The 17,499-nt window shown below is 73.4% G+C and carries 18 protein-coding genes and 1 pseudogene; 4 read left to right on the top strand and 15 right to left on the bottom strand.

What is annotated here, in order from left to right:
• Window positions 1-95: 95 nt before the first annotated feature.
• Window positions 96-683: a flavodoxin family protein gene (locus BJP40_RS26595; protein ID WP_071267856.1), complete on the bottom strand. Its 588-nt coding sequence runs from the start codon at window positions 681-683 to the stop codon at window positions 96-98.
• Between the two features lie 108 nt (window positions 684-791).
• Between BJP40_RS26595 and BJP40_RS26590 the strand changes: the two genes are divergently transcribed.
• Window positions 792-1,205: a helix-turn-helix domain-containing protein gene (locus tag BJP40_RS26590; RefSeq protein ID WP_071282972.1), complete on the top strand. Its 414-nt coding sequence runs from the start codon at window positions 792-794 to the stop codon at window positions 1,203-1,205.
• Between the two features lie 201 nt (window positions 1,206-1,406).
• Here BJP40_RS26590 and mutM read toward each other — a convergent pair whose 3' ends face one another.
• From mutM to BJP40_RS26545, 9 genes are all read right to left on the bottom strand, one after another.
• Window positions 1,407-2,264, bottom strand: coding sequence for a bifunctional DNA-formamidopyrimidine glycosylase/DNA-(apurinic or apyrimidinic site) lyase (gene mutM, locus BJP40_RS26585; protein ID WP_071282971.1), 858 nt, complete (start codon window positions 2,262-2,264; stop codon window positions 1,407-1,409).
• 92 nt (window positions 2,265-2,356) lie between these two features.
• Window positions 2,357-3,238, bottom strand: coding sequence for a ribonuclease III (rnc, locus tag BJP40_RS26580; RefSeq protein ID WP_071282970.1), 882 nt, complete (start codon window positions 3,236-3,238; stop codon window positions 2,357-2,359).
• Between the two features lie 19 nt (window positions 3,239-3,257).
• The gene (gene rpmF / locus BJP40_RS26575; protein ID WP_003957604.1) at window positions 3,258-3,431 is read right to left on the bottom strand and encodes a 50S ribosomal protein L32; all 174 of its coding nucleotides are present in this window, start codon (window positions 3,429-3,431) and stop codon (window positions 3,258-3,260) included.
• A gap of 2 nt (window positions 3,432-3,433) precedes the next feature.
• Window positions 3,434-4,042, bottom strand: coding sequence for a DUF177 domain-containing protein (locus tag BJP40_RS26570; protein WP_071282969.1), 609 nt, complete (start codon window positions 4,040-4,042; stop codon window positions 3,434-3,436).
• 184 nt (window positions 4,043-4,226) lie between these two features.
• The gene (locus tag BJP40_RS26565) at window positions 4,227-5,336 is read right to left on the bottom strand and encodes a cell division initiation protein (protein ID WP_071282968.1); all 1,110 of its coding nucleotides are present in this window, start codon (window positions 5,334-5,336) and stop codon (window positions 4,227-4,229) included.
• Window positions 5,337-5,435: 99 nt separating this feature from the next.
• A complete protein-coding gene (coaD, locus tag BJP40_RS26560; RefSeq protein WP_071282967.1) occupies window positions 5,436-5,957 on the bottom strand; it encodes a pantetheine-phosphate adenylyltransferase in 522 nt (173 codons plus the stop codon).
• A complete protein-coding gene (gene rsmD, locus BJP40_RS26555; RefSeq protein WP_071282966.1) occupies window positions 5,954-6,538 on the bottom strand; it encodes a 16S rRNA (guanine(966)-N(2))-methyltransferase RsmD in 585 nt (194 codons plus the stop codon). Before rsmD ends, coaD begins: the two co-directional genes overlap by 4 nt.
• Before the next feature lie 107 nt (window positions 6,539-6,645).
• Window positions 6,646-8,844, bottom strand: coding sequence for an ATP-dependent DNA helicase RecG (gene recG / locus BJP40_RS26550; RefSeq protein WP_071282965.1), 2,199 nt, complete (start codon window positions 8,842-8,844; stop codon window positions 6,646-6,648).
• A gap of 281 nt (window positions 8,845-9,125) precedes the next feature.
• Complete coding sequence (locus tag BJP40_RS26545; protein ID WP_071282964.1) at window positions 9,126-10,742, bottom strand: DAK2 domain-containing protein; 1,617 nt, start codon at window positions 10,740-10,742, stop codon at window positions 9,126-9,128.
• A gap of 269 nt (window positions 10,743-11,011) precedes the next feature.
• Between BJP40_RS26545 and rpmB the strand changes: the two genes are divergently transcribed.
• Window positions 11,012-11,197, top strand: a complete 186-nt coding sequence (gene rpmB, locus BJP40_RS26540) for a 50S ribosomal protein L28 (RefSeq protein WP_003957616.1) — start codon at window positions 11,012-11,014, stop codon at window positions 11,195-11,197.
• Between the two features lie 99 nt (window positions 11,198-11,296).
• Here the strand turns inward: rpmB and thiD are convergent, their stop codons facing one another.
• Entirely contained in the window at window positions 11,297-12,112 is an 816-nt protein-coding gene (gene thiD / locus BJP40_RS26535; RefSeq protein WP_071282963.1) for a bifunctional hydroxymethylpyrimidine kinase/phosphomethylpyrimidine kinase, read from the bottom strand.
• The gene (locus BJP40_RS26530; RefSeq protein WP_071267840.1) at window positions 12,109-13,071 is read right to left on the bottom strand and encodes a thiamine-phosphate kinase; all 963 of its coding nucleotides are present in this window, start codon (window positions 13,069-13,071) and stop codon (window positions 12,109-12,111) included. Before BJP40_RS26530 ends, thiD begins: the two co-directional genes overlap by 4 nt.
• Window positions 13,072-13,344: 273 nt before the next feature.
• Between BJP40_RS26530 and BJP40_RS26525 the strand changes: the two genes are divergently transcribed.
• On the top strand, window positions 13,345-13,578 hold the full coding sequence (locus tag BJP40_RS26525) for an Lrp/AsnC family transcriptional regulator (protein WP_071267838.1): 234 nt from the start codon (window positions 13,345-13,347) through the stop codon (window positions 13,576-13,578).
• Between the two features lie 364 nt (window positions 13,579-13,942).
• Here the strand turns inward: BJP40_RS26525 and BJP40_RS26520 are convergent, their stop codons facing one another.
• The 3 genes from BJP40_RS26520 to BJP40_RS26510 all read right to left on the bottom strand — a co-directional run bounded on the left by BJP40_RS26520 (window position 13,943) and on the right by BJP40_RS26510 (window position 16,938).
• Window positions 13,943-15,091, bottom strand: coding sequence for a D-alanine--D-alanine ligase family protein (locus BJP40_RS26520; RefSeq protein WP_071282962.1), 1,149 nt, complete (start codon window positions 15,089-15,091; stop codon window positions 13,943-13,945).
• Window positions 15,092-15,160: 69 nt separating this feature from the next.
• Window positions 15,161-16,189 (bottom strand): NAD(P)H-dependent glycerol-3-phosphate dehydrogenase, encoded by a 1,029-nt coding sequence (locus tag BJP40_RS26515; RefSeq protein WP_079171494.1) that lies wholly within the window; start codon window positions 16,187-16,189, stop codon window positions 15,161-15,163.
• Complete coding sequence (locus BJP40_RS26510) at window positions 16,186-16,938, bottom strand: 1-acyl-sn-glycerol-3-phosphate acyltransferase (RefSeq protein WP_071267834.1); 753 nt, start codon at window positions 16,936-16,938, stop codon at window positions 16,186-16,188. Before BJP40_RS26510 ends, BJP40_RS26515 begins: the two co-directional genes overlap by 4 nt.
• A 216-nt stretch (window positions 16,939-17,154) precedes the next feature.
• Here BJP40_RS26510 and BJP40_RS26505 point away from each other — a divergent pair.
• A pseudogene (locus BJP40_RS26505) lies at window positions 17,155-17,499 on the top strand (2-phospho-L-lactate guanylyltransferase); the annotation flags it as partial.

The raw sequence follows: 17,499 nt of genomic DNA, 5'->3' as shown, positions 1-17,499 counted from the left end.
CGAGGGCTCCGTCACCTTCCCGGCGACGGAGCCCTCGTGTGCGTCCGGTCGTCAGGCGACGGCGGCGCGGCCCCCGGCCAAGGGGCGTTCAGGTGTCAGGCGACGGCGGCACGCCCCGCGGCGAACGTGCGGGCGGTTTCGGCGACGCGGCGGCCGAGATGCTCGGCCGTGGCCAGGTCCGCCTTGTGGACCGCGTCGGGGCCCTCGTCGTTGTTCGACTGGGCGCCCGCCCCGGCGAAGATGCCGAGGCGGTTGAGGTCGTACTCGGACGCGGTGCTCGCGTTCCAGCCCGGCTTGAGGCCGAGGTTCACCCAGTGCATGCCGTGCTGGGCGGCCAGGATCTGGAAGAACTGCAGGGTGTGCAGCTTGTCGCCGCTCTTGGAGGCGGAGTTCGTGAAGCCCGCCGCCAGCTTGTCCCGCCAGGCGTCGGTGAACCAGCGCTTGGAGGTGGCCTCCGCGAAGGCGTGGAAGGCACCGGAGGCCGTGCCCATGTAGGTGGGCGAGCCGAAGACGATCGCGTCGGAGGCGTCCAGCAGCTCCCAGTCGGCGTCCGTGAGCGCGTCGACGCTCAGGAGGTGGACGGTGGCGCCGGCCGAGGCGGCGCCCGCGCGGACGGCCTCGGCCAGGACGGCGGTGTGGCCGTAGCCGGAGTGGTAGGCGATCGAGACGACAGGCGTGGTCACGGTGGTGCTCCCGGGTCGTGGGTCTGGTGGAGTGACACCGCAAGGTAAGCACTAACTTTTCGAAAGCGCAACCCATTGGTTAGCGCTGCGTCCGCGTATGGTGGTGGCATGGACGAAACGGTGGTGGAAGCGGCGGGGGTCTCCGCGGACGCGGGACGCGACCTGCCGTTCGACGTGTTCGCCAAGGCGTGCCCGTCGCGCCGCACCCTGGAGCACGTCACCGGCCGGTGGGGCGCGCTCACCCTGGGCGCGCTGTACGAGGGCAGCCTGCGCTTCAACGAGCTGCGGCGCCGGGTGGACGGCGTCAGCGAGAAGATGCTCTCCCAGACGCTGCACGCGCTGGAGCGGGACGGCCTGGTGCACCGGGAGGCGCAGCCGACCAACCCGCCGCGCGTGGACTACGAGCTGACGCCGCTGGGCCACGGGGTCGCGGAACGGCTCCTGGGGCTGATCCGCCTCCTGGAGGGCAGCATGGCGGAGGTGCTGGCGGCCCGGGAGCGGTACGACGCGGAGCACCGCTGACGGCGGCGGCCTTCGGCAGGTGCGGAGGGGGCGGGCCCGGTGCGTTCGGGGTGTCCGCCTACCCGCGTAGGGGGCGAGGCGATTCCCGGGTGTGGCGGGCGGCCGGCTGCCGGCCGACCGGCGTTCGGTCGCGGGAAGGAGGCGCCCCGGCGACACGCCTGGTCGCCGCCGTGCTTGCGGGGCCGCCCGGCCTGCCGGGTGTCAGACGGCGCGCGGGGGGCGCTGGCAGCGGGGGCAGAAGTAGCTGGAGCGGTTCATCCACGCACGGCGGCGTATCGGGGTGCCGCACCGTCGGCAGGGCTTCCCCTCGCGGCCGTACGCGTCCAGGGACCGGTCGAAGTAACCGGACTCGCCGTTCACGTTCACGTACAGGCTGTCGAAGCTGGTGCCGCCCACCGCCAGGGCCGCGTTCATCACGTCCCGGACGTGCCCCAGCAGTTCGTACGAGCGGGGGCGGGTGAAGGTCGCCGTGGGGCGGTCGTAGTGGAGCCGGGACCGCCACAGCGCCTCGTCGGCGTAGATGTTGCCGACGCCGCTGATCAGGCTCTGGTCGAGCAGGGCCCGCTTCACGGTGGTGCGCCGCAGCCGGAGCGCGGCGTGGAACGCGGCGTCGTCGAAGACCTCGTCCAGGGGGTCCCGGGCGATGTGGCCGATGACGTCGGGCAGCCCGTCCGGGGTGGTGTCGTGGAGGGAGAGCCCGCCGAAGGTGCGCTGGTCGACGAAGCGCAGCTCCGTGCCGAGCACGTCGTCGAAGCGGACCCTGATCCGCAGGTGCTTCTCGTCCGGCGCGCCCTCCGGCTGCACGAGGAGCTGACCGCTCATGCCGAGATGACCGAGGACGGCCGCTTCCGCGTCGTCCAGGGGCAGCCACAGGTACTTGCCGCGCCGCTGCGCCGTGCCGAAGCGGTGTCCCTTGAGGCGGGCCGCGAAGTCCGTGCCGCCCCCGAGGTGCCGCCGCACGGCACGCGGGTGCAGCACCTCGACGTCGGCGACCGTGCGGCCGCTGACCCAGCGCGCGAGCCCGCGCCGGACCACCTCCACCTCGGGCAGCTCGGGCACGGGACGGTCTCCTCGTCAGCGGGGACTTCAACGGGCGAAGCCCCGCCGGCACCGGCGGCGGGCGCGGTGCGGCGGGGCGGGAAGCGTGAGCGTCAGGCCGAGGCCGGGTCCGCCGTGGAGCCCACGGCCGTCCCGTCTTCGGCGGGGGCGGAAGAGGGGTCGGCGGCCTCTCCTGCCCGGAGCACGGCCGTCGCCGTGGCGCCGGCCTCGGCCTCGGCCTTCGCCGCCGCCTCGCGCTCGTCCGCGGCGGCGCGGATGGCCCGCCACGCGGACTCCGCGGCCTGCTGCTCCGCTTCCTTCTTGCTGCGGCCGGTGCCGGTGCCGTACGAGACACCACCGACGCGGGCGGCAGCAGTGAAGGTCTTCTCGTGGTCCGGCCCGGTCTCGCTGACCAGGTACTCCGGAACGCCGAGGCCCTCGGCCGCGGTGAGCTCCTGGAGGCTGGTCTTCCAGTCCAGTCCGGCACCGAGGTTCGAGGACTTCTCGATCAGCGGGTCGAAGAGGCGGTGGACCAGTTCGGAGGCCGCCTCAAGGCCCCGGTCGAGGTAGACAGCGCCGATCACCGCTTCGAGGGTGTCGGCGAGGATGGACGCCTTGTCCCGGCCTCCGGTGCCCTCTTCACCCCGGCCGAGCCGGATGAAGGCGCCCAGGTCGAGGCCGCGGCCCACCTCCGCCAGCGCACGCGAGTTGACCACCGCGGCCCGCAGCTTGGCCAGCTGGCCCTCGGGCAGGTCGGGGTGGGTGCGGTACAGCGTGTCCGTGACCACCAGGCCGAGCACGGAGTCCCCGAGGAACTCCAGCCGCTCGTTGGTGGGCAGACCGCCGTTCTCGTACGCGTAGGAACGGTGGGTCAGCGCACGCACCAGAAGGGCGGACTCGACCTGGTAGCCGAGCCGCCCTTCCAACAGCGTGTGGGACGAGGCCGTGTTGTCCGCCTGCTTCTTGGCGTGATCCGCCGTGGTGTGGCTAGACACGGTGCCTCTCACCAGCCGCTCAGACCGCGAGGACCTGGCGCTTGTTGTACGTGCCGCAGCTCGGGCACGCGATGTGCTGCTGCTTCGGCTCCTGGCAACGCTCGCACGAAACCAGGGTGGGGACCGCAGCCTTCCACTGCGACCGGCGGTGGCGCGTGTTGCTGCGCGACATCTTCCGCTTCGGAACAGCCACGGCTACTTCTCCTGCTTCTCGTCGGCGCCCGGTTCGGCGGCGCCGCTCATGTCGTCCTTATCGCCGGTCCGGAGTGAACCGGCGAGTCCCTGCAGTGCCGCCCAACGGATGTCGACGGCGTCATGGTGGTGGTCCGGGTCGTCGTTCAGGTTGGCGCCGCAGTCGGCGCACAGCCCCGCACAGTCCTCCCGGCACACCGGCTGCATCGGCAGTGAGAGCACCACCGCGTCACGCAGCACGGGTTCGAGGTCGAACATGCCGTCCTCGAGGGGGATGAGGCCCTCGTCCTCCTCGGCATCGTCGTCCGCGGCCGCCTTGCGGTGGCCCCGGTCGTCGGTGTCGGGGTACGAGAACATCTCCTGGAAGTCCGCTTCGACGTCGCGTCGCAGCGGCTCCAGACACCTTACGCACTCCCCCTCGGCGGCGGCACGGGCGGTGCCTGTGACAAGCACCCCTTCCATGACCGACTCCAGGCGGAGCTCCAGCTCGACCGGCGAGCCCTCCGGTACGCCGACGACTCCGTCGATGCCGAGGTCGGCGGGGGCCGCCACCTCGCGGGAGAGCCGCTGGAGGGCACCCGGACGCCGCCCCAGCTCGTGCGTGTCGAACACGAGGGGGTTGCGGTGGTCGAGGCGCGTACTCAGGGCTCTTCCTGCTTTCGGAGTCGTGGAGTGTGCCGTCCCGCACGCACCGAGGGTGACGCGGGCAGCAGGGATCGCGGACGTACTCGCGACCGAACAGCCAGGATACTGGACGCTCCGCCCTGGGCCCAATCCGGTCACGGACAGCAGGTCGTCAGCGGCCCTGCTCGTAGCGGCGCAGCTGCTCCAGGTCGATCATGCTCGTGTCGAAGAAGCTGGTCTCGTCGAGCGCGGCGGCCTGCTGGGGCACCTGCTGCGGGGCCTGGTACTGCTGCGGCTCCTGGTACGCGTACGGGTCCGGTTGCAGGGCCGCGTACCCGTGCTGGTCGTACGCCTGGGCCGCGGCCGGGCCGTAGCCCTGCTGCTGGTACGCGTACGGCTCGGGCTGCTGGTAGGCGGCGTAGGCGTCCTGGGGCTGCTGGACCGTCCCGTAGCCGTACGGGTCGGGCTGGTGCGCGGGGGGCGGCGGGACCTGCTGCGGGATGGCCGCGGCCGGGGCGAGGGGCTCGGGTGCTCCCGTGACGGGCCCGGGGTCGGCGATCTCGGCGAGGCCGGCGAGGTAGTCGGCGTCGCTGGTGTGGACCTGGTGGGAGCCGGCCGCGTCCTGGGCGGCCATGTGGTCGCCGAGGTCGTCGCCGGCGGTCCGGCCGTGCAGCTTCTGGCGGCCGCGCCCGACGGCCTCCAGGGTCTTGCTGAGGACCGCCTCGAAGGCGCTCAGCTTGGCGTCCACGTACGCGTCGGCACGCTGGACCAGGGTCTGCGGGTCGTCGCTGTACTCGGGCGCGTCCTCGTCGGTGTACCCGTCGGCGTCCAGGCCGGGGCCCCGGCCGAGGAGCTTCTCGCGGCCGCGGTCGACGGAGCCGATGGTCTTGGTGAGCACGACCTCGAAGTTGGCGAGCTTGGAGTCGACGTAGTCGTCCGCCTCGGCGCGGATCTCCTCGGCCTCGCGGCGGGCCTCCGCCAGGATGCGGTCTGCCTGCTCCCGGGACTCCCTGGCGACCTGGGTGTCGGAGATGAGCGAACCGCGCTCGGCGTGGGCGGCCTCGATGATCCGCTGGGCCTCCTCGCGGGCCTGCTCGACCATCTGCTCCCGGCCGCCGATCAGCTCCCGGGCCTCGGCGAGCGAGTCCGGCAGCGCCTGCCGCAGTTCCTCCAGCAGGGCGAGCAGGTCGGCGCGGTTGACCACGCAGGAGGCCGACATGGGCATGGAGCGGGCGTTCCCGACCGCCTCGACGATCTCGTCGAGCTTCTTCTGCACGTCCACCGTGTGCTCGCCACTTCCTACAGCCGGATTGGAGACGGACGGGACGACTGTACGGCCAGTCGGCACCGCTCCGACAGCGGCTGAGGAGGTGTCAGCGGGTCACGCGCCGGACGAGGTGCCGCGCAGGCGTTCGACCAGGGCCTCGTGGACGACCGGCGGCAGCAGGTGGGACACGTCCCCGCCCCAGGCGGCGACCTCCTTGACCAGGGAGGACGACAGGAAGCTGTAGGTGGGGTTCGTGGGGACGAAGAGCGTCTCCACGCCGGTGAGGCCGTTGTTCATCTGCGCCATCTGCAGCTCGTAGTCGAAGTCGCTGACCGCCCGCAGCCCCTTGACGATGGCCGGGATGTCGCGCTCCTTGCAGAAGTCGACCAGCAGGCCGTGGTGCGCCTCCACCACGACGTTGTCGTACTCCCGGGTGACCCGGCGGATGAGGTCCATCCGCTCCTCGACGGTGAAGAGGCCCTTCTTGGATTTGTTGATCATCACCGCGACGTGCACGACGTCGTAGAGCTTGGAGGCACGGCCGATGATGTCGAGGTGTCCGTTGGTGATGGGGTCGAACGACCCCGGACAGACTGCTCGGCGCAACTGAAGTCCCTCGCTCTCCGGTCCGGTCATGGTGCGTCTTCGCACGTAGAGGCGGCGCGACCGTACCAAAACGTTCCCTCGCCGTAGCGGCGGGCCCGCAGCGCTTCGAACCCGTCGGGCCAGCCGAATTCCCCGCCCCTGGTGCTGCGCTCCACGGTGACGACCGCGTCGTCCGCGAGCCACCCTTCTCGCCGGAGTGTGAGGAGTATCTCGCGAAGATCGTCGTCCGGGACGGCGTACGGCGGGTCCAGGAACACCACGTCGTACGGCTCCGCGGGCGCGGGTCCGGCGACGACCTGCTCGGCCTTGCCGGTGCGGACCTCGGCGCCGGGCAGTCCGAGGCTCCTGACGTTCTCGCGGACCGTGCGGGCGGCCCGGTTGTCGGCCTCCACGAGCAGGGCGTGCGCCGCGCCCCGGGAGAGCGCCTCCAGACCGACGGCGCCGGAGCCGGCGTACAGGTCGGCGACGCGGATGCCGCCGAGCGTGCCGAGGAGCGACTCCCAGGTGGAGAACAGGCCCTCGCGCGCACGGTCCGAGGTGGGGCGGGTGCCGTTGCCCGGCGGGACGGCCAGGCGGCGTCCGCCGGCGGCACCGGCGATCACGCGGGTCATGTCGGTCCTTCGGTCTTCGCAGGTGGTCCGGCAGGGCGACCACGTGGTCGCCCTGCGTTCGGGTCCACGATATGGGCTCACGGGCCGCGGGGGCGTTCCCCGGCTCCTCATCCCTTGTCGAGGTACTCCTCCCGCTCTTTGTCGAGCAGCGCGTCGAGCGCGGTGCGCAGCGCGGGGTGCTGCTCCAGGTCGGGGTCGGTACGGACGAGCGCGTCGGCCTCGGTGCGGGCGGCGGCGATGACCTCCTCGTCGTCGATGACGGCGAGCATGCGCAGGGAGGAGCGGGCGCCGGACTGGGCCTGGCCGAGGACATCGCCCTCGCGGCGCTGTTCGAGGTCGATGCGGGACAGCTCGAAGCCGTCGAGGGTGGAGGCGACGGCGTTCAGCCGCTGCCGGGCGGGGCTCGCCCCGGGCATGTCGGTGACGAGGAGGCAGAGGCCCGGGGCGGAGCCGCGGCCGACGCGGCCGCGCAGCTGGTGCAGCTGGGACACGCCGAACCGGTCGGCGTCCATGATGACCATCGCGGTGGCGTTGGGGACGTTGACGCCGACCTCGATGACGGTGGTGGCGACGAGGACGTCCGTGTCGCCCGCGGCGAAGCGGCGCATGACGGCGTCCTTGTCGTCGGGGTGCATACGGCCGTGCAGCACCTCGACGCGCAGGCCGGCGAGGGGGCCCCGGGCGAGCTGCTCGGCGACGTCGGTGACGGCCAGCGGCGGCCGCTTCTCGGCGGCGTCCTCGGCGGACTGCTTCTTCGCGGACGCGGTGTCGTCCTCGTCGTCGCCGATGCGGGGGCACACCACGTACGCCTGGTGGCCTGCCTCGACCTCTTCGCGGACGCGGTCCCAGGCGCGGGCGAGGAAGTGCGGCTTGTCCCGGGCGGGGACGACGTGGCTGGAGATCGGGGAGCGGCCGGCGGGGAGCTGGTCGAGGACGGAGGTCTCCAGGTCGCCGAAGACGGTCATGGCGACCGTGCGCGGGATGGGCGTGGCGGTCATGACAAGGAGGTGCGGAGTCCGCTTCTCGCCGCCGGAGTGGCCCTTGCCGCGCAGGGCGTCGCGCTGCTCGACTCCGAACCGGTGCTGCTCGTCGACCACGACGAGGCCGAGGTCGTGGAACTGGACCTTGTCCTCGATGAGGGCGTGGGTGCCGATGACGATGCCGGCCTCGCCGGTGGCGAGGTCCAGGAGGGTCCTGCGGCGGGCGGCGGCGCCCTGGGAGCCGGTGAGCAGGGCGACCTTGGTGGCGTGCTCGGAGCCCCCGAGCATGCCGCCCTCGGCGAGATCGCCCATCATCTCGGTGACGGACCGGTGGTGCTGCTGGGCGAGCACCTCGGTGGGGGCGAGCATGGCGGCCTGCCCGCCGGCGTCCACGACGGCGAGCATGGCCCGCAGGGCGACGAGGGTCTTGCCGCTGCCGACCTCGCCCTGGAGGAGCCGGTGCATGGGGTGGTCGGTGGCGAGGTCGTCGAAGATCTCACGGGTGACGGTGCGCTGGCCTTCGGTGAGGGTGAAGGGCAGCCGGGCGTCGAACGCGTCGAGGAGCCCGTCGGGGGCGGGCTTGCGGGGGACGGCGGGCAGCTGGGTGTCCGCGTACCGGCGGCGGGCCAGCGCGACCTGGAGGACGAACACCTCGTCCCACTTGAGCCGGTCGCGGGCGTCGGCGACGTCGGCCTTGCTGCCGGGGCGGTGGACCTTCTGGAGGGCGTCGGGCAGGTCGAGAAGGCCCCGCCCCTCGCGCAGGGCGGGGGGCAGCGGGTCGACGGCGTCCCGGGCGCGGGGCAGGACGGCGTCCACGGCCTTGGAGATCTTCCAGGACTCCAGCTTGGTGGTGGCGGGGTAGATCGGGATGAGGGCCCCGGCCCAGGAGCCCACGGCGTCGTCGGCGCCCTCGCCGCGCAGGAGCTCGTACGCCGGGTGGGCGAGCTGGAGCTTGCGGTTGAACAGGGACACCTTGCCGGCGAACATCGCCCGGGTGCCGGGCAGGAGGTCCTTGTGGGGTTTGTGGACGCCCTTGCCGAAGAAGACGAGCTGGAGCCGGCCGCTGCCGTCGGTGATGGTCACCTCCAGGCGCTTGCCGCTCCCCCGGGAGCCGCTGTAGGTGTGGACACGGGCGTCGGCGACCTGGGCGACGACGGTGACGTGCTCGTCCAGCGGCAGGTCGGACAGCCGGGTCAGCTCGCCGCGCTCGGCGTACCGCCGCGGGTAGTGGTGCAGCAGGTCCCCGATGGTGTGCAGGTCCAGGCCCTCCGCCATCACCTTGGCGGTGGCGGGGCCGAGGACCTTGGTCAGCGGCTCGTCCAGCATGGGCCGGGCACCTCATCTCCGTACAGCTTCCGTGCGCTTCTTCGCGCGGCGGTCGTCGCAGTCGTCCCACGACGGTCGCCGCGCGTCCTCCGGTCGGTGCGGCGGCCCTCCGGGCCGCCGGCCCTCCGGCGGGCGGTGCCGACGGGCCGGGCCGCCGCCGCCTGCCGGGGGTGCCGCTGCCCGGCCGGCGGCTCGTCCGGCGCGGTCCGGCGCCTCCCCCGCGGGTGCGTGCGCCTGGAGCCATTGCACACCAACCCACTGACAGCGCCGGGGACCCCGCGCTACTCGACGCCGATCATCAGCGGGGCGTGCTGGTCGCCGCCCCGGTGGACGCAGGTGTCGACGGCCAGGTGGCGGGCCCGGACGTGGGCCTCCAGGTGGTCGGCGAGGGAGGGCGGGGCGTCGTCGGCGAGGATCAGGGTGACGAGCTCGCCGCCCGCGGCGAGCATCCGGTCCAGCACCGTGCGGGCCGTGTCGGCCAGGTCGCGCCCGATGACGGCGGCGTCGCCCTCGATGAGGCCGAGGACGTCCCCGGCCTGGCAGACGCCCGCGGAGGTGAAGGACCGGTGAGCCGCGACGGCGAGTTCGCCGTAGCGGGTGGTGCCGGCGGCGGCGGTCATGGCGACGACGTCCTCGTCGAAGCGCCGCTCGGGCTGGTGGACGGCGAGCGCGGCGACGCCCTGGACGGCGGCCCGGGTCGGGATGAGCGCCACGCGCACGCCTTCGGCCCGGGCCTGCTCCGCGGCGGCCGCGGCCGCCTGCCACAGGTCGGCGTCGTTGGGCAGCAGCACCACTTCGCGCGCGTGGGCGCGGCGGATCGCGTCGAGGAGCACACCCCCGGCGGGCGGCTCCCCCGGCCGGGCGGGGACGGTGACGGCGCCGGCCTCGGCGTAGAGGGCGGCGAGGCCGTCGCCGGGGACGACGGCGACGACGGCCCGCTGGGCGGGTTCGGCGGGGTGGCCGTGGCCGGCGGCGGCCGCCGCGAAGTGGGTGATGCGGATGCGGTGCGGGCGGCCGGCTTCGACACCGGCCTCCACGGCGGCGCCCGCGTCGTCCACGTGGACGTGGACGTGCCAGAGGCCGTCGCCGCCGACGACCACCAGGGAGTCGCCCAGTGCGTCGAGGCGGGCCCGGAGCCGGGCCACGGCGTCGTCGCCGGCCTCCAGCAGGTAGATCACCTCGTAACCGGGCCCGTCGGCCGTGCACGTCTCCTTGAGGACCCGCGGGGCGACCACGCCCGCCTGGTGGTCCGGGGTCCGCTCGGGCGCCTCCCCCGTGAGGGCCTCGACGAGCGCGCCCAGCACGGTGACGAGTCCCCGCCCGCCCGCGTCGACGACCCCCGCCTCCCGCAGCACGGCGAGCTGTTCGGGGGTGGCCTCCAGGGCCGTGCGGGCGCCTTCGTACGCGGCGGCGGCGGTGGCGGCGGGGGCGGCGGACGGGGCGCGGGACGCGGCCTCGGCCGCGGCGGAGGCCACGCTGAGGATGGTGCCCTCCACGGGGTGGGCGACGGCCTGCCGCGCCGCGGCGGCCGCCGCGCGCAGGGCCTCCGCCAGGTGGTGGCCGTCCCGTCCGCGCGTGAGCACCTCGGCCACGCTGCGCAGCAGCTGCGCGAGGATCGTGCCGGAGTTGCCGCGGGCGCCGGTCAGCGCGCCGTGCGCCATGGCCCGGACCACGTCGGGCAGCTCGGGGGCGCCGGTCGCGTGAGCCGTGAAGACGTCTTCGACGGCCCGGCTCGCGGAGTCGGCGGTGAGGTACAGGTTCGTCCCCGTGTCGCCGTCCGGGACCGGGTAGACGTTGATCGCGTCGATCTCCTCGCGTTCCCGGCCCAGCGCCTCCGCCGCCAGGGCGCACCAGGCGCGTACCGCTGCGGGGTCGACGGTCTGGGCGGTGTGCGGCACCTGGTGGTCCTCCTCGCGCGGTGGGCTGCACCGCAGGGTAGACCCCGCGGGGAGGCCGGGCCGCATCACGGGGGCCGCGGCCGGGGCCCCGGCCGTCCGTGGTAATTTCGTTCTGCCGAAGTGGTCGTTGTATGCTGCTCCGGTTGCCCGATGAGAATCGGGCCGTTCCCCCGGCAACGCCACTTCAGTCACCGACCCCGATGTCACCGATCTGATTCCGGCTTCGCCGGATTTCACTGTAAGTGCATCTGAAGTCTTTGGAGTGACCCGTGGCTGCCAACTGCGACGTCTGCGGCAAGGGGCCGGGCTTCGGCAACAACATTTCGCACTCGCACCGCCGTACGTCCCGTCGCTGGAACCCGAACATCCAGCGCGTGCGTGCCGTGGTCGGTCGGACGCCGAAGCGGCTCAACGTCTGCACCTCGTGCATCAAGGCCGGCAAGGTCTCGCGCTAACACGCGACGGACGTTCTTCGTCGTAGCGCAGCCTCTGCGGTTGCCTTGGAAGCCGGTCCACCTTCGGGTGGACCGGCTTCTTGCCGTTCCCGGGCGCCCTTACGCGCGCGTGCCGAGGCGCCAGGCGTGGTCGACGGGGCCGATGCCGCCGCCCAGGGCGAACCCGGCGGCGACGGCCCCGGTGACGTACTCCTTGGCCTCCCGTACCGCTTCGGGGACGGTGAGGCCCTTGGCGAGTCCGCAGGCGGTCGCGGAGGCGAGGGTGCAGCCGGTGCCGTGGGTGTGCCGGTTGTCGTACCGGGGCGCGCGCAGCCAGTGCTCCTCGGTGCCGTCGGTGAGCAGGTCGACGGCTTCGGCGGCGTCGCCGGGCAGGTGGCCGCCCTTGATGAGCGCCCACCCCGGCCCGTAGGACAGGACGGCGTCGGCGGCCCGCCGCATGTCGTCCTCCGTCTCGACCCGTACGCCGGTGAGCTGCGTCACCTCGTCCAGGTTCGGGGTGGCGACGGTGGCGGCGGGCAGCAGCCGGGTGCGGACGGAGTCCAGCGCGGAGGCGGCGAGCAGGGGGTCGCCGTGCTTGGAGACGCCGACGGGGTCGACGACGACCGGGGCGGCGGTCCCGGCCAGCAGGTCGGCGACGGCCTCCACCAGCGGGGCGGAGGCCAGCATGCCGGTCTTGACGGCCTGGACGCCGATGTCGTCGACGACGCTGCGGTACTGCGCGCGTATCGCCTCCACCGGCAGCTCCCAGGCGCCCTGGACGCCCAGGGAGTTCTGGGCGGTGACCGCGGTGAGGACGCTCATCCCGTGGGTGCCGAGCGCCTGCATGGTCTTCAGGTCGGCCTGGATGCCGGCGCCGCCGCCGGAGTCGGATCCGGCGACGGTCAGGACGCGGGGCGGGGCCGGGCGGGCGGTCACTCGTGGCCTCCGAAGTGGTCCCAGCCGCCCTTGGTGTGCCAGGGCGCGCCGTCGACGGTGACCTGCGGCAGCGCGGAGGGGTTGAGGACCTCCCCGATGACCTTCCAGCGGGCCGGCAGCTTCACGTCGGGCGGGAAGGTGGCGACGATGGCGTGGTCCTCGCCGCCGGTGAGCACCCACTGGAGCGGGTCCACCCCGACGGCCTGGCCGATGTCGTTCATCTGGGTGGGCACGTCGATGGCGCCGGACCGCAGGTCGATGCGGACCTTGCTGGCCTCGGCGATGTGCCCGAGGTCCGCGATGAGGCCGTCGCTGACGTCGCACATGGCGGTGGCGCCGAGCTCAGCCGCGGCGGGCCCCGCGTGGTACGGGGGCTCGGGCCTGCGGTGCGCTTCGACGAAGGCGCGGGGCGAGCGGAAGCCGCGGGACAGGACGGCGAACCCGGCGGCGGACCAGCCGAGCCAGCCCGTGTAGGCGACGACGTCACCGGGCCGGGCGCCGCCGCGGGTGACGGGTTCGTGGTTGCGCAGGTCCCCGAGGGCGGTGATCGAGACGGTGATGGTGTCGCCGCGCACGACGTCGCCGCCGACCACGGCAGCCCCGGCGACCTGGCACTCGTCGCGCAGGCCGTCCATGAGCTCGCTGGGCCAGGTGGCGGGCAGTTCGGGAGGCACCACCAGCCCGAGGAGGAGGGCCGTGGGCACCGCGCCCATGGCGGCGATGTCCGCGAGGTTCTGGGCGGCGGCCTTGCGGCCCACGTCGTACGCGGTGGACCAGTCCCGCCGGAAGTGGCGGTTCTCCACGAGGATGTCCGTGCTGGCGACCACCCGCCGGTCGGGGGCGGCGACGACGGCCGCGTCGTCGCCCGGCCCGATGCGTACGGCCGGGGTGGTGGTGAGCCGGGACGTGAGCTCCCTGATCAGCCCGAACTCCCCGAGCTCGCCGACTGTGCCCTTCACCGAGGTTCACCTCTCCATGTCGTCGTGGGCTCACCGTACGACCGGAGTGACCGGTCTGGTCCCGGTGCGGTTGCGGTCGCGAGCCGTCACTGCTGTAGGTACGGTCGAGTAGACGGGCCGAGCCGTCAACTTCTGTCCGCCGTGCGCCCACCACGGGCGCGCCACCGGCCCCGTGGGTCTCCCCGCGGCGCGCGGCGACGCGGTACCGTGGCGTCCCTTTCCTCCCTGGGTCCTTCCACCCAGGATGATCCTCGCGGCCGCCCTGGAGGTTTCGTGGTACAGGCGTACATCCTGATTCAGACCGAGGTGGGCAAGGCCTCACTGGTCGCCGAGACCATCGGGAAGATCCCCGGCGTGCTCCAGGCCGAGGACGTCACGGGTCCGTACGACGTGATCGTGCGCGCGCAGGCGGACACGGTCGACGCGTTGGGGCGGATGGTGGTCGCCAAGGTGCAGCAGGTGGAGGGCATCACCCGCACGCTGACCTGCCCGGTCGTCCACCTGTAGCCCCGCCGGGCCTGTGCGGCGAAGCGCCCCCGCGGCGGGGCGCCTCCCCGCAGAGGCCCGGCGGGCGTCGCCCCCCGCCACCGCGCGCGTCCGGCCCGGCTCCGCACCGCCACCGGGCCCCCGCGCGGCCGCACGTGCGTGCCGGGGGGCGGTGTCCTCGGAGCCGCTCGCCTGCCGTGCGGGGCGCTCCCGTGACGGCGCATCCACCCCACCGGGTACGGGGACGCCCTGCACGGCGAGTGGAGCGGCGGGGCGTGTCGCAGGCCGTGCGGCCGCGGCTGGTCGCCCGTACGCACGAGGCCGTGCCCGGCCCGTACCGTCCACGGGTGCCCCGTGGGGATGCCCGCGGTGGTGCGGCCGGTGGTCAGCGCAGACCGGTGGAGCGCCGCAGGGCCGCCTGGATGAGGCGGTCGACGAGGTCGGGGTAGTCGATGCCGGACGCCTCCCACATGCGCGGGTACATGGAGATGGGCGTGAAGCCCGGCATGGTGTTGATCTCGTTGATGACGAACTCGCCGTCGTCGGTGAGGAAGAAGTCCGCGCGGACGAGGCCCTCGCAGGAGGCCGCCTCGAACGCGGCGACGGCCAGCCGCTGCACCTCGGCGGTCTGCTCCGGGGTGATAGGGGCGGGCACGACACCGGACGCGGCATCGATGTACTTGGCGTCGAAGTCGTAGAAGTCGTGGTCGCCGACGGGCGGGATCCAGGCGGGGACGCTGGCGCGCGGCCCGTCCTCGAACTCCAGGACGCCGCACTCGATCTCACGGCCGGTGAGCAGCGACTCGACGAGGATCTTCGGGTCGTGGCGGCGGGCCTCCTCGACGGCCGCGTCCAGGCCCGACTCGTCGTCGACCTTCGTGATGCCGATGGAGGAGCCGGCTCGGGCCGGCTTCACGAACAGCGGCCAGCCGTGCCGCTCGGCGAAGTCGACGATCCGCCGGCGGGCGGCGAGCGGGTCCTGCTGCCACTCGCGGGGGCGGACCACCTCGTACGGGCCGACGGGCAGGCCGAAGGAGGTGAAGACCCGCTTCATGTACTCCTTGTCCTGGCCGACGGCGGAGGCGAGCACGCCCGCGCCGACGTAGGGGACGCCGGCGAGCTCCAGCAGGCCCTGGAGGGTGCCGTCCTCGCCGTACGGGCCGTGCAGCATGGGGAAGACGACGTCGACCTCGCCGAGGGCCTTGGGCACCGCGCTGGGCTCGGTGTAGACGACCTCCCGGCTGGTGGGGTCGGCGGAGAGGACGACGGTGCCGTCCCCGGGCTCCGCGACGTCGTCGACGCTCGGCAGCGTCCGGCCGGCGATGGCCATCCGCTCGGGGGCGTCGGCGGTCAGCGCCCAGCGGCCGTCCGTGGTGATGCCGATGGGCAGCACGTCGTACTTCGCCCGGTCGATGGCGCCCAGGATGGCGCCCGCCGTGACGACGGAGATGGCGTGCTCGGAGCTGCGTCCGCCGAAGACGACGGCCACACGCGGCTTGCGCCCGGGGGTGGTGGGGAGGTTCTCGCTGCTCATATCGCGATGAGCGTACCCGCTCCTACGTCGCGCGTCAGCGTCCGCCGCCGACGCCGCTCCGGTCCGCCGTCAGCGCCGCTCCGGCTTGGCGCTGCGCGACATCAACTCCTTGAGGGCCACCATCGGGGGCTTGCCCTCGTGGACGATGCCGACGACGGTCTCGGTGATGGGCATGTCGACGCCGTGCCGGTGCGCGAGGTCGAGGACGGACTGGCACGACTTGACGCCCTCGGCGGTCTGCTTGGTGACCGCGATGGTCTCCTGGAGCGTCATGCCCTTGCCGAGATTGAAGCCGAAGGTGTGGTTGCGGGACAGCGGCGAGGAGCAGGTCGCCACGAGGTCCCCGAGGCCGGCCAGGCCGGAGAAGGTGAGCGGGTCGGCGCCCATCGCGAGCCCGAGGCGGGTGGTCTCGGCGAGTCCGCGGGTGATGAGCGAGCCCTTGGCGTTGTCCCCGAGGCCCATCCCGTCCGCGATGCCGACGGCGAGGCCGATGACGTTCTTGACGGCGCCGCCCAGTTCGCAGCCGACGACGTCGGTGTTGGTGTACGGGCGGAAGTAGGGGGTGTGGCAGGCGGCCTGCAGCCGCCGGGCGGCGCTCTCGTCGCTGCAGGCGACCACGGAGGCGGCCGGCATGCGCGCGACGATCTCCTTGGCCAGGTTGGGCCCGGTGACGACGGCGACACGTTCCGCGGGGACGTCCGCGACCTCCTGGACGACCTCGCTCATCCGCTTGCACGTGCCCAGTTCGATGCCCTTCATGAGCGACACGAGCACGGTGTCGGGGGCGAGCTTGGGCGCCCACGCGGCGAGGTTCTCGCGGAGCGTCTGGGACGGGATCGACAGGACCGTGAAGTCGGCGCCCTCCGCGGCCTCCGCGGGGTCGGTGGTGGCGCGCATGCCGGCGGGGAGTTCCACGCCCGGGAAGTACTCGGGGTTGGTGCGGGTGGTGTTGACCGCGTCGGCGATCTCGGCGCGGCGGGCCCACAGGGTCACGTTGCAGCCGGCGTCGGCCAGCACCATGCCGAAGGCCGTGCCCCAGGAGCCGGTCCCGTAGACGGCTGCCTTGAGGGGACGTGCGGGGTCTGCGGGACGTGTCACTTGGCTTCCTCCCCTGCGACCTTGCGGCGCTCTTGCTGGCGGGCCCTGCGGGGATCGTACGGCTCGCCGGGGGCCTTCTCGCCCCGGATGTCCTCAAGGAGGCGGGTGATGGCGGCCATGATCTCCTCGGTGGCCTCGCGGAGCACGTCGGCGGTGGGCTCCTGGCCGTGGAACCGGGAGAGGTCGACGGGCGGCCCCGCCACCACGGTGAGGGTCTTGCGGGGGAAGAGCCGGAGCTTGTCCTGCTTGGCGTAGGGCGGCATCGCCAGGTTGGCGCCCCACTGGGCGACGGGGATGACCGGGGCCTTGGTGAGGAGGGCGACGCGGGCGGCGCCGGTCTTGCCCGGCATGGGCCACATGTCGGGGTCGCGGGTGAGGGTGCCCTCGGGGTAGAAGGCGACGCACTCGCCCCGTTCGATGGCGGCGACGGCGGCGCGGAAGGCGTCGAGGGCGTTGGCGGTCTCGCGGTAGACGGGGATCTGCCCGGTGCCGCGCAGCATCGTGCCGACGAACGAGCCCTTGAACAGCCCGGCCTTCGCCAGGAAGCGGGGCACGCGTCCGGTGTTGTACTGGAAGTGCGCGTACGACAGCGGGTCCAGGTACGAGTTGTGGTTCACGGCGGTGATGAAGCCGCCGTCGGCCGGGATGTGCTCCGTTCCGCGCCAGTCCCGCTTGAACAACACCACCAGCGGCGGTTTGGCGATGACCGCCGCCAGGCGGTACCAGAAGCCGATTCTGCGGCGGGACACGCGGACACCTTCCTGTGGGACTGCTGGTCGTACTCGCCAGTACGCGTCGGTACTGGTCGTGCCGGGGGTCAAGTGTCACCCCATGCCCCTGGTCTGTCGAGAACACCGTACGCCCCGCCTCCGACAGCGGTGTTCCGGGTGGTGGGAGCCGTGTCGTGGGCTCCGGCGGGGAGGAGCGGCGGCCGGTGCGCGGCACGGAGGGCGACAATGTCCGGGATGGACACGGGGACGGAGACGGGGACAGAGACGGGGACGGCGGCGCGGGCGGAGCCCGGGTTCTGGTCGCTGGTGGTGCCGTTGAAGCCGCTGGGCGCGGCGAAGACCCGACTCGCGGGGGCGTTCGCACCGGCGCAGCGGCGGCGGCTCGCGCTCGCGTTCGCACTGGACACCGTGGCGGCGGCGCTGACCTGCGGCGCGGTACGGGATGTGGTGGTCGTCACGGACGACGGGGAGGCCGCAGCCGAGCTCTCCGCGCTGGGCGCCGGCGTGGTGCGGGACCGGCCGGCGGCGGGGCTCAACGCGGCGCTGGCGCACGGGGCGGCGGCGGTGCGGGCGGGGCGG

The sequence above is a fragment of the Streptomyces sp. CC53 genome (genome assembly GCF_001865245.1).
In the GTDB taxonomy this organism is placed as follows: Bacteria; Actinomycetota; Actinomycetes; order Streptomycetales; family Streptomycetaceae; genus Streptomyces.
This window is presented reverse-complemented; position numbering and strand designations above follow the sequence as displayed.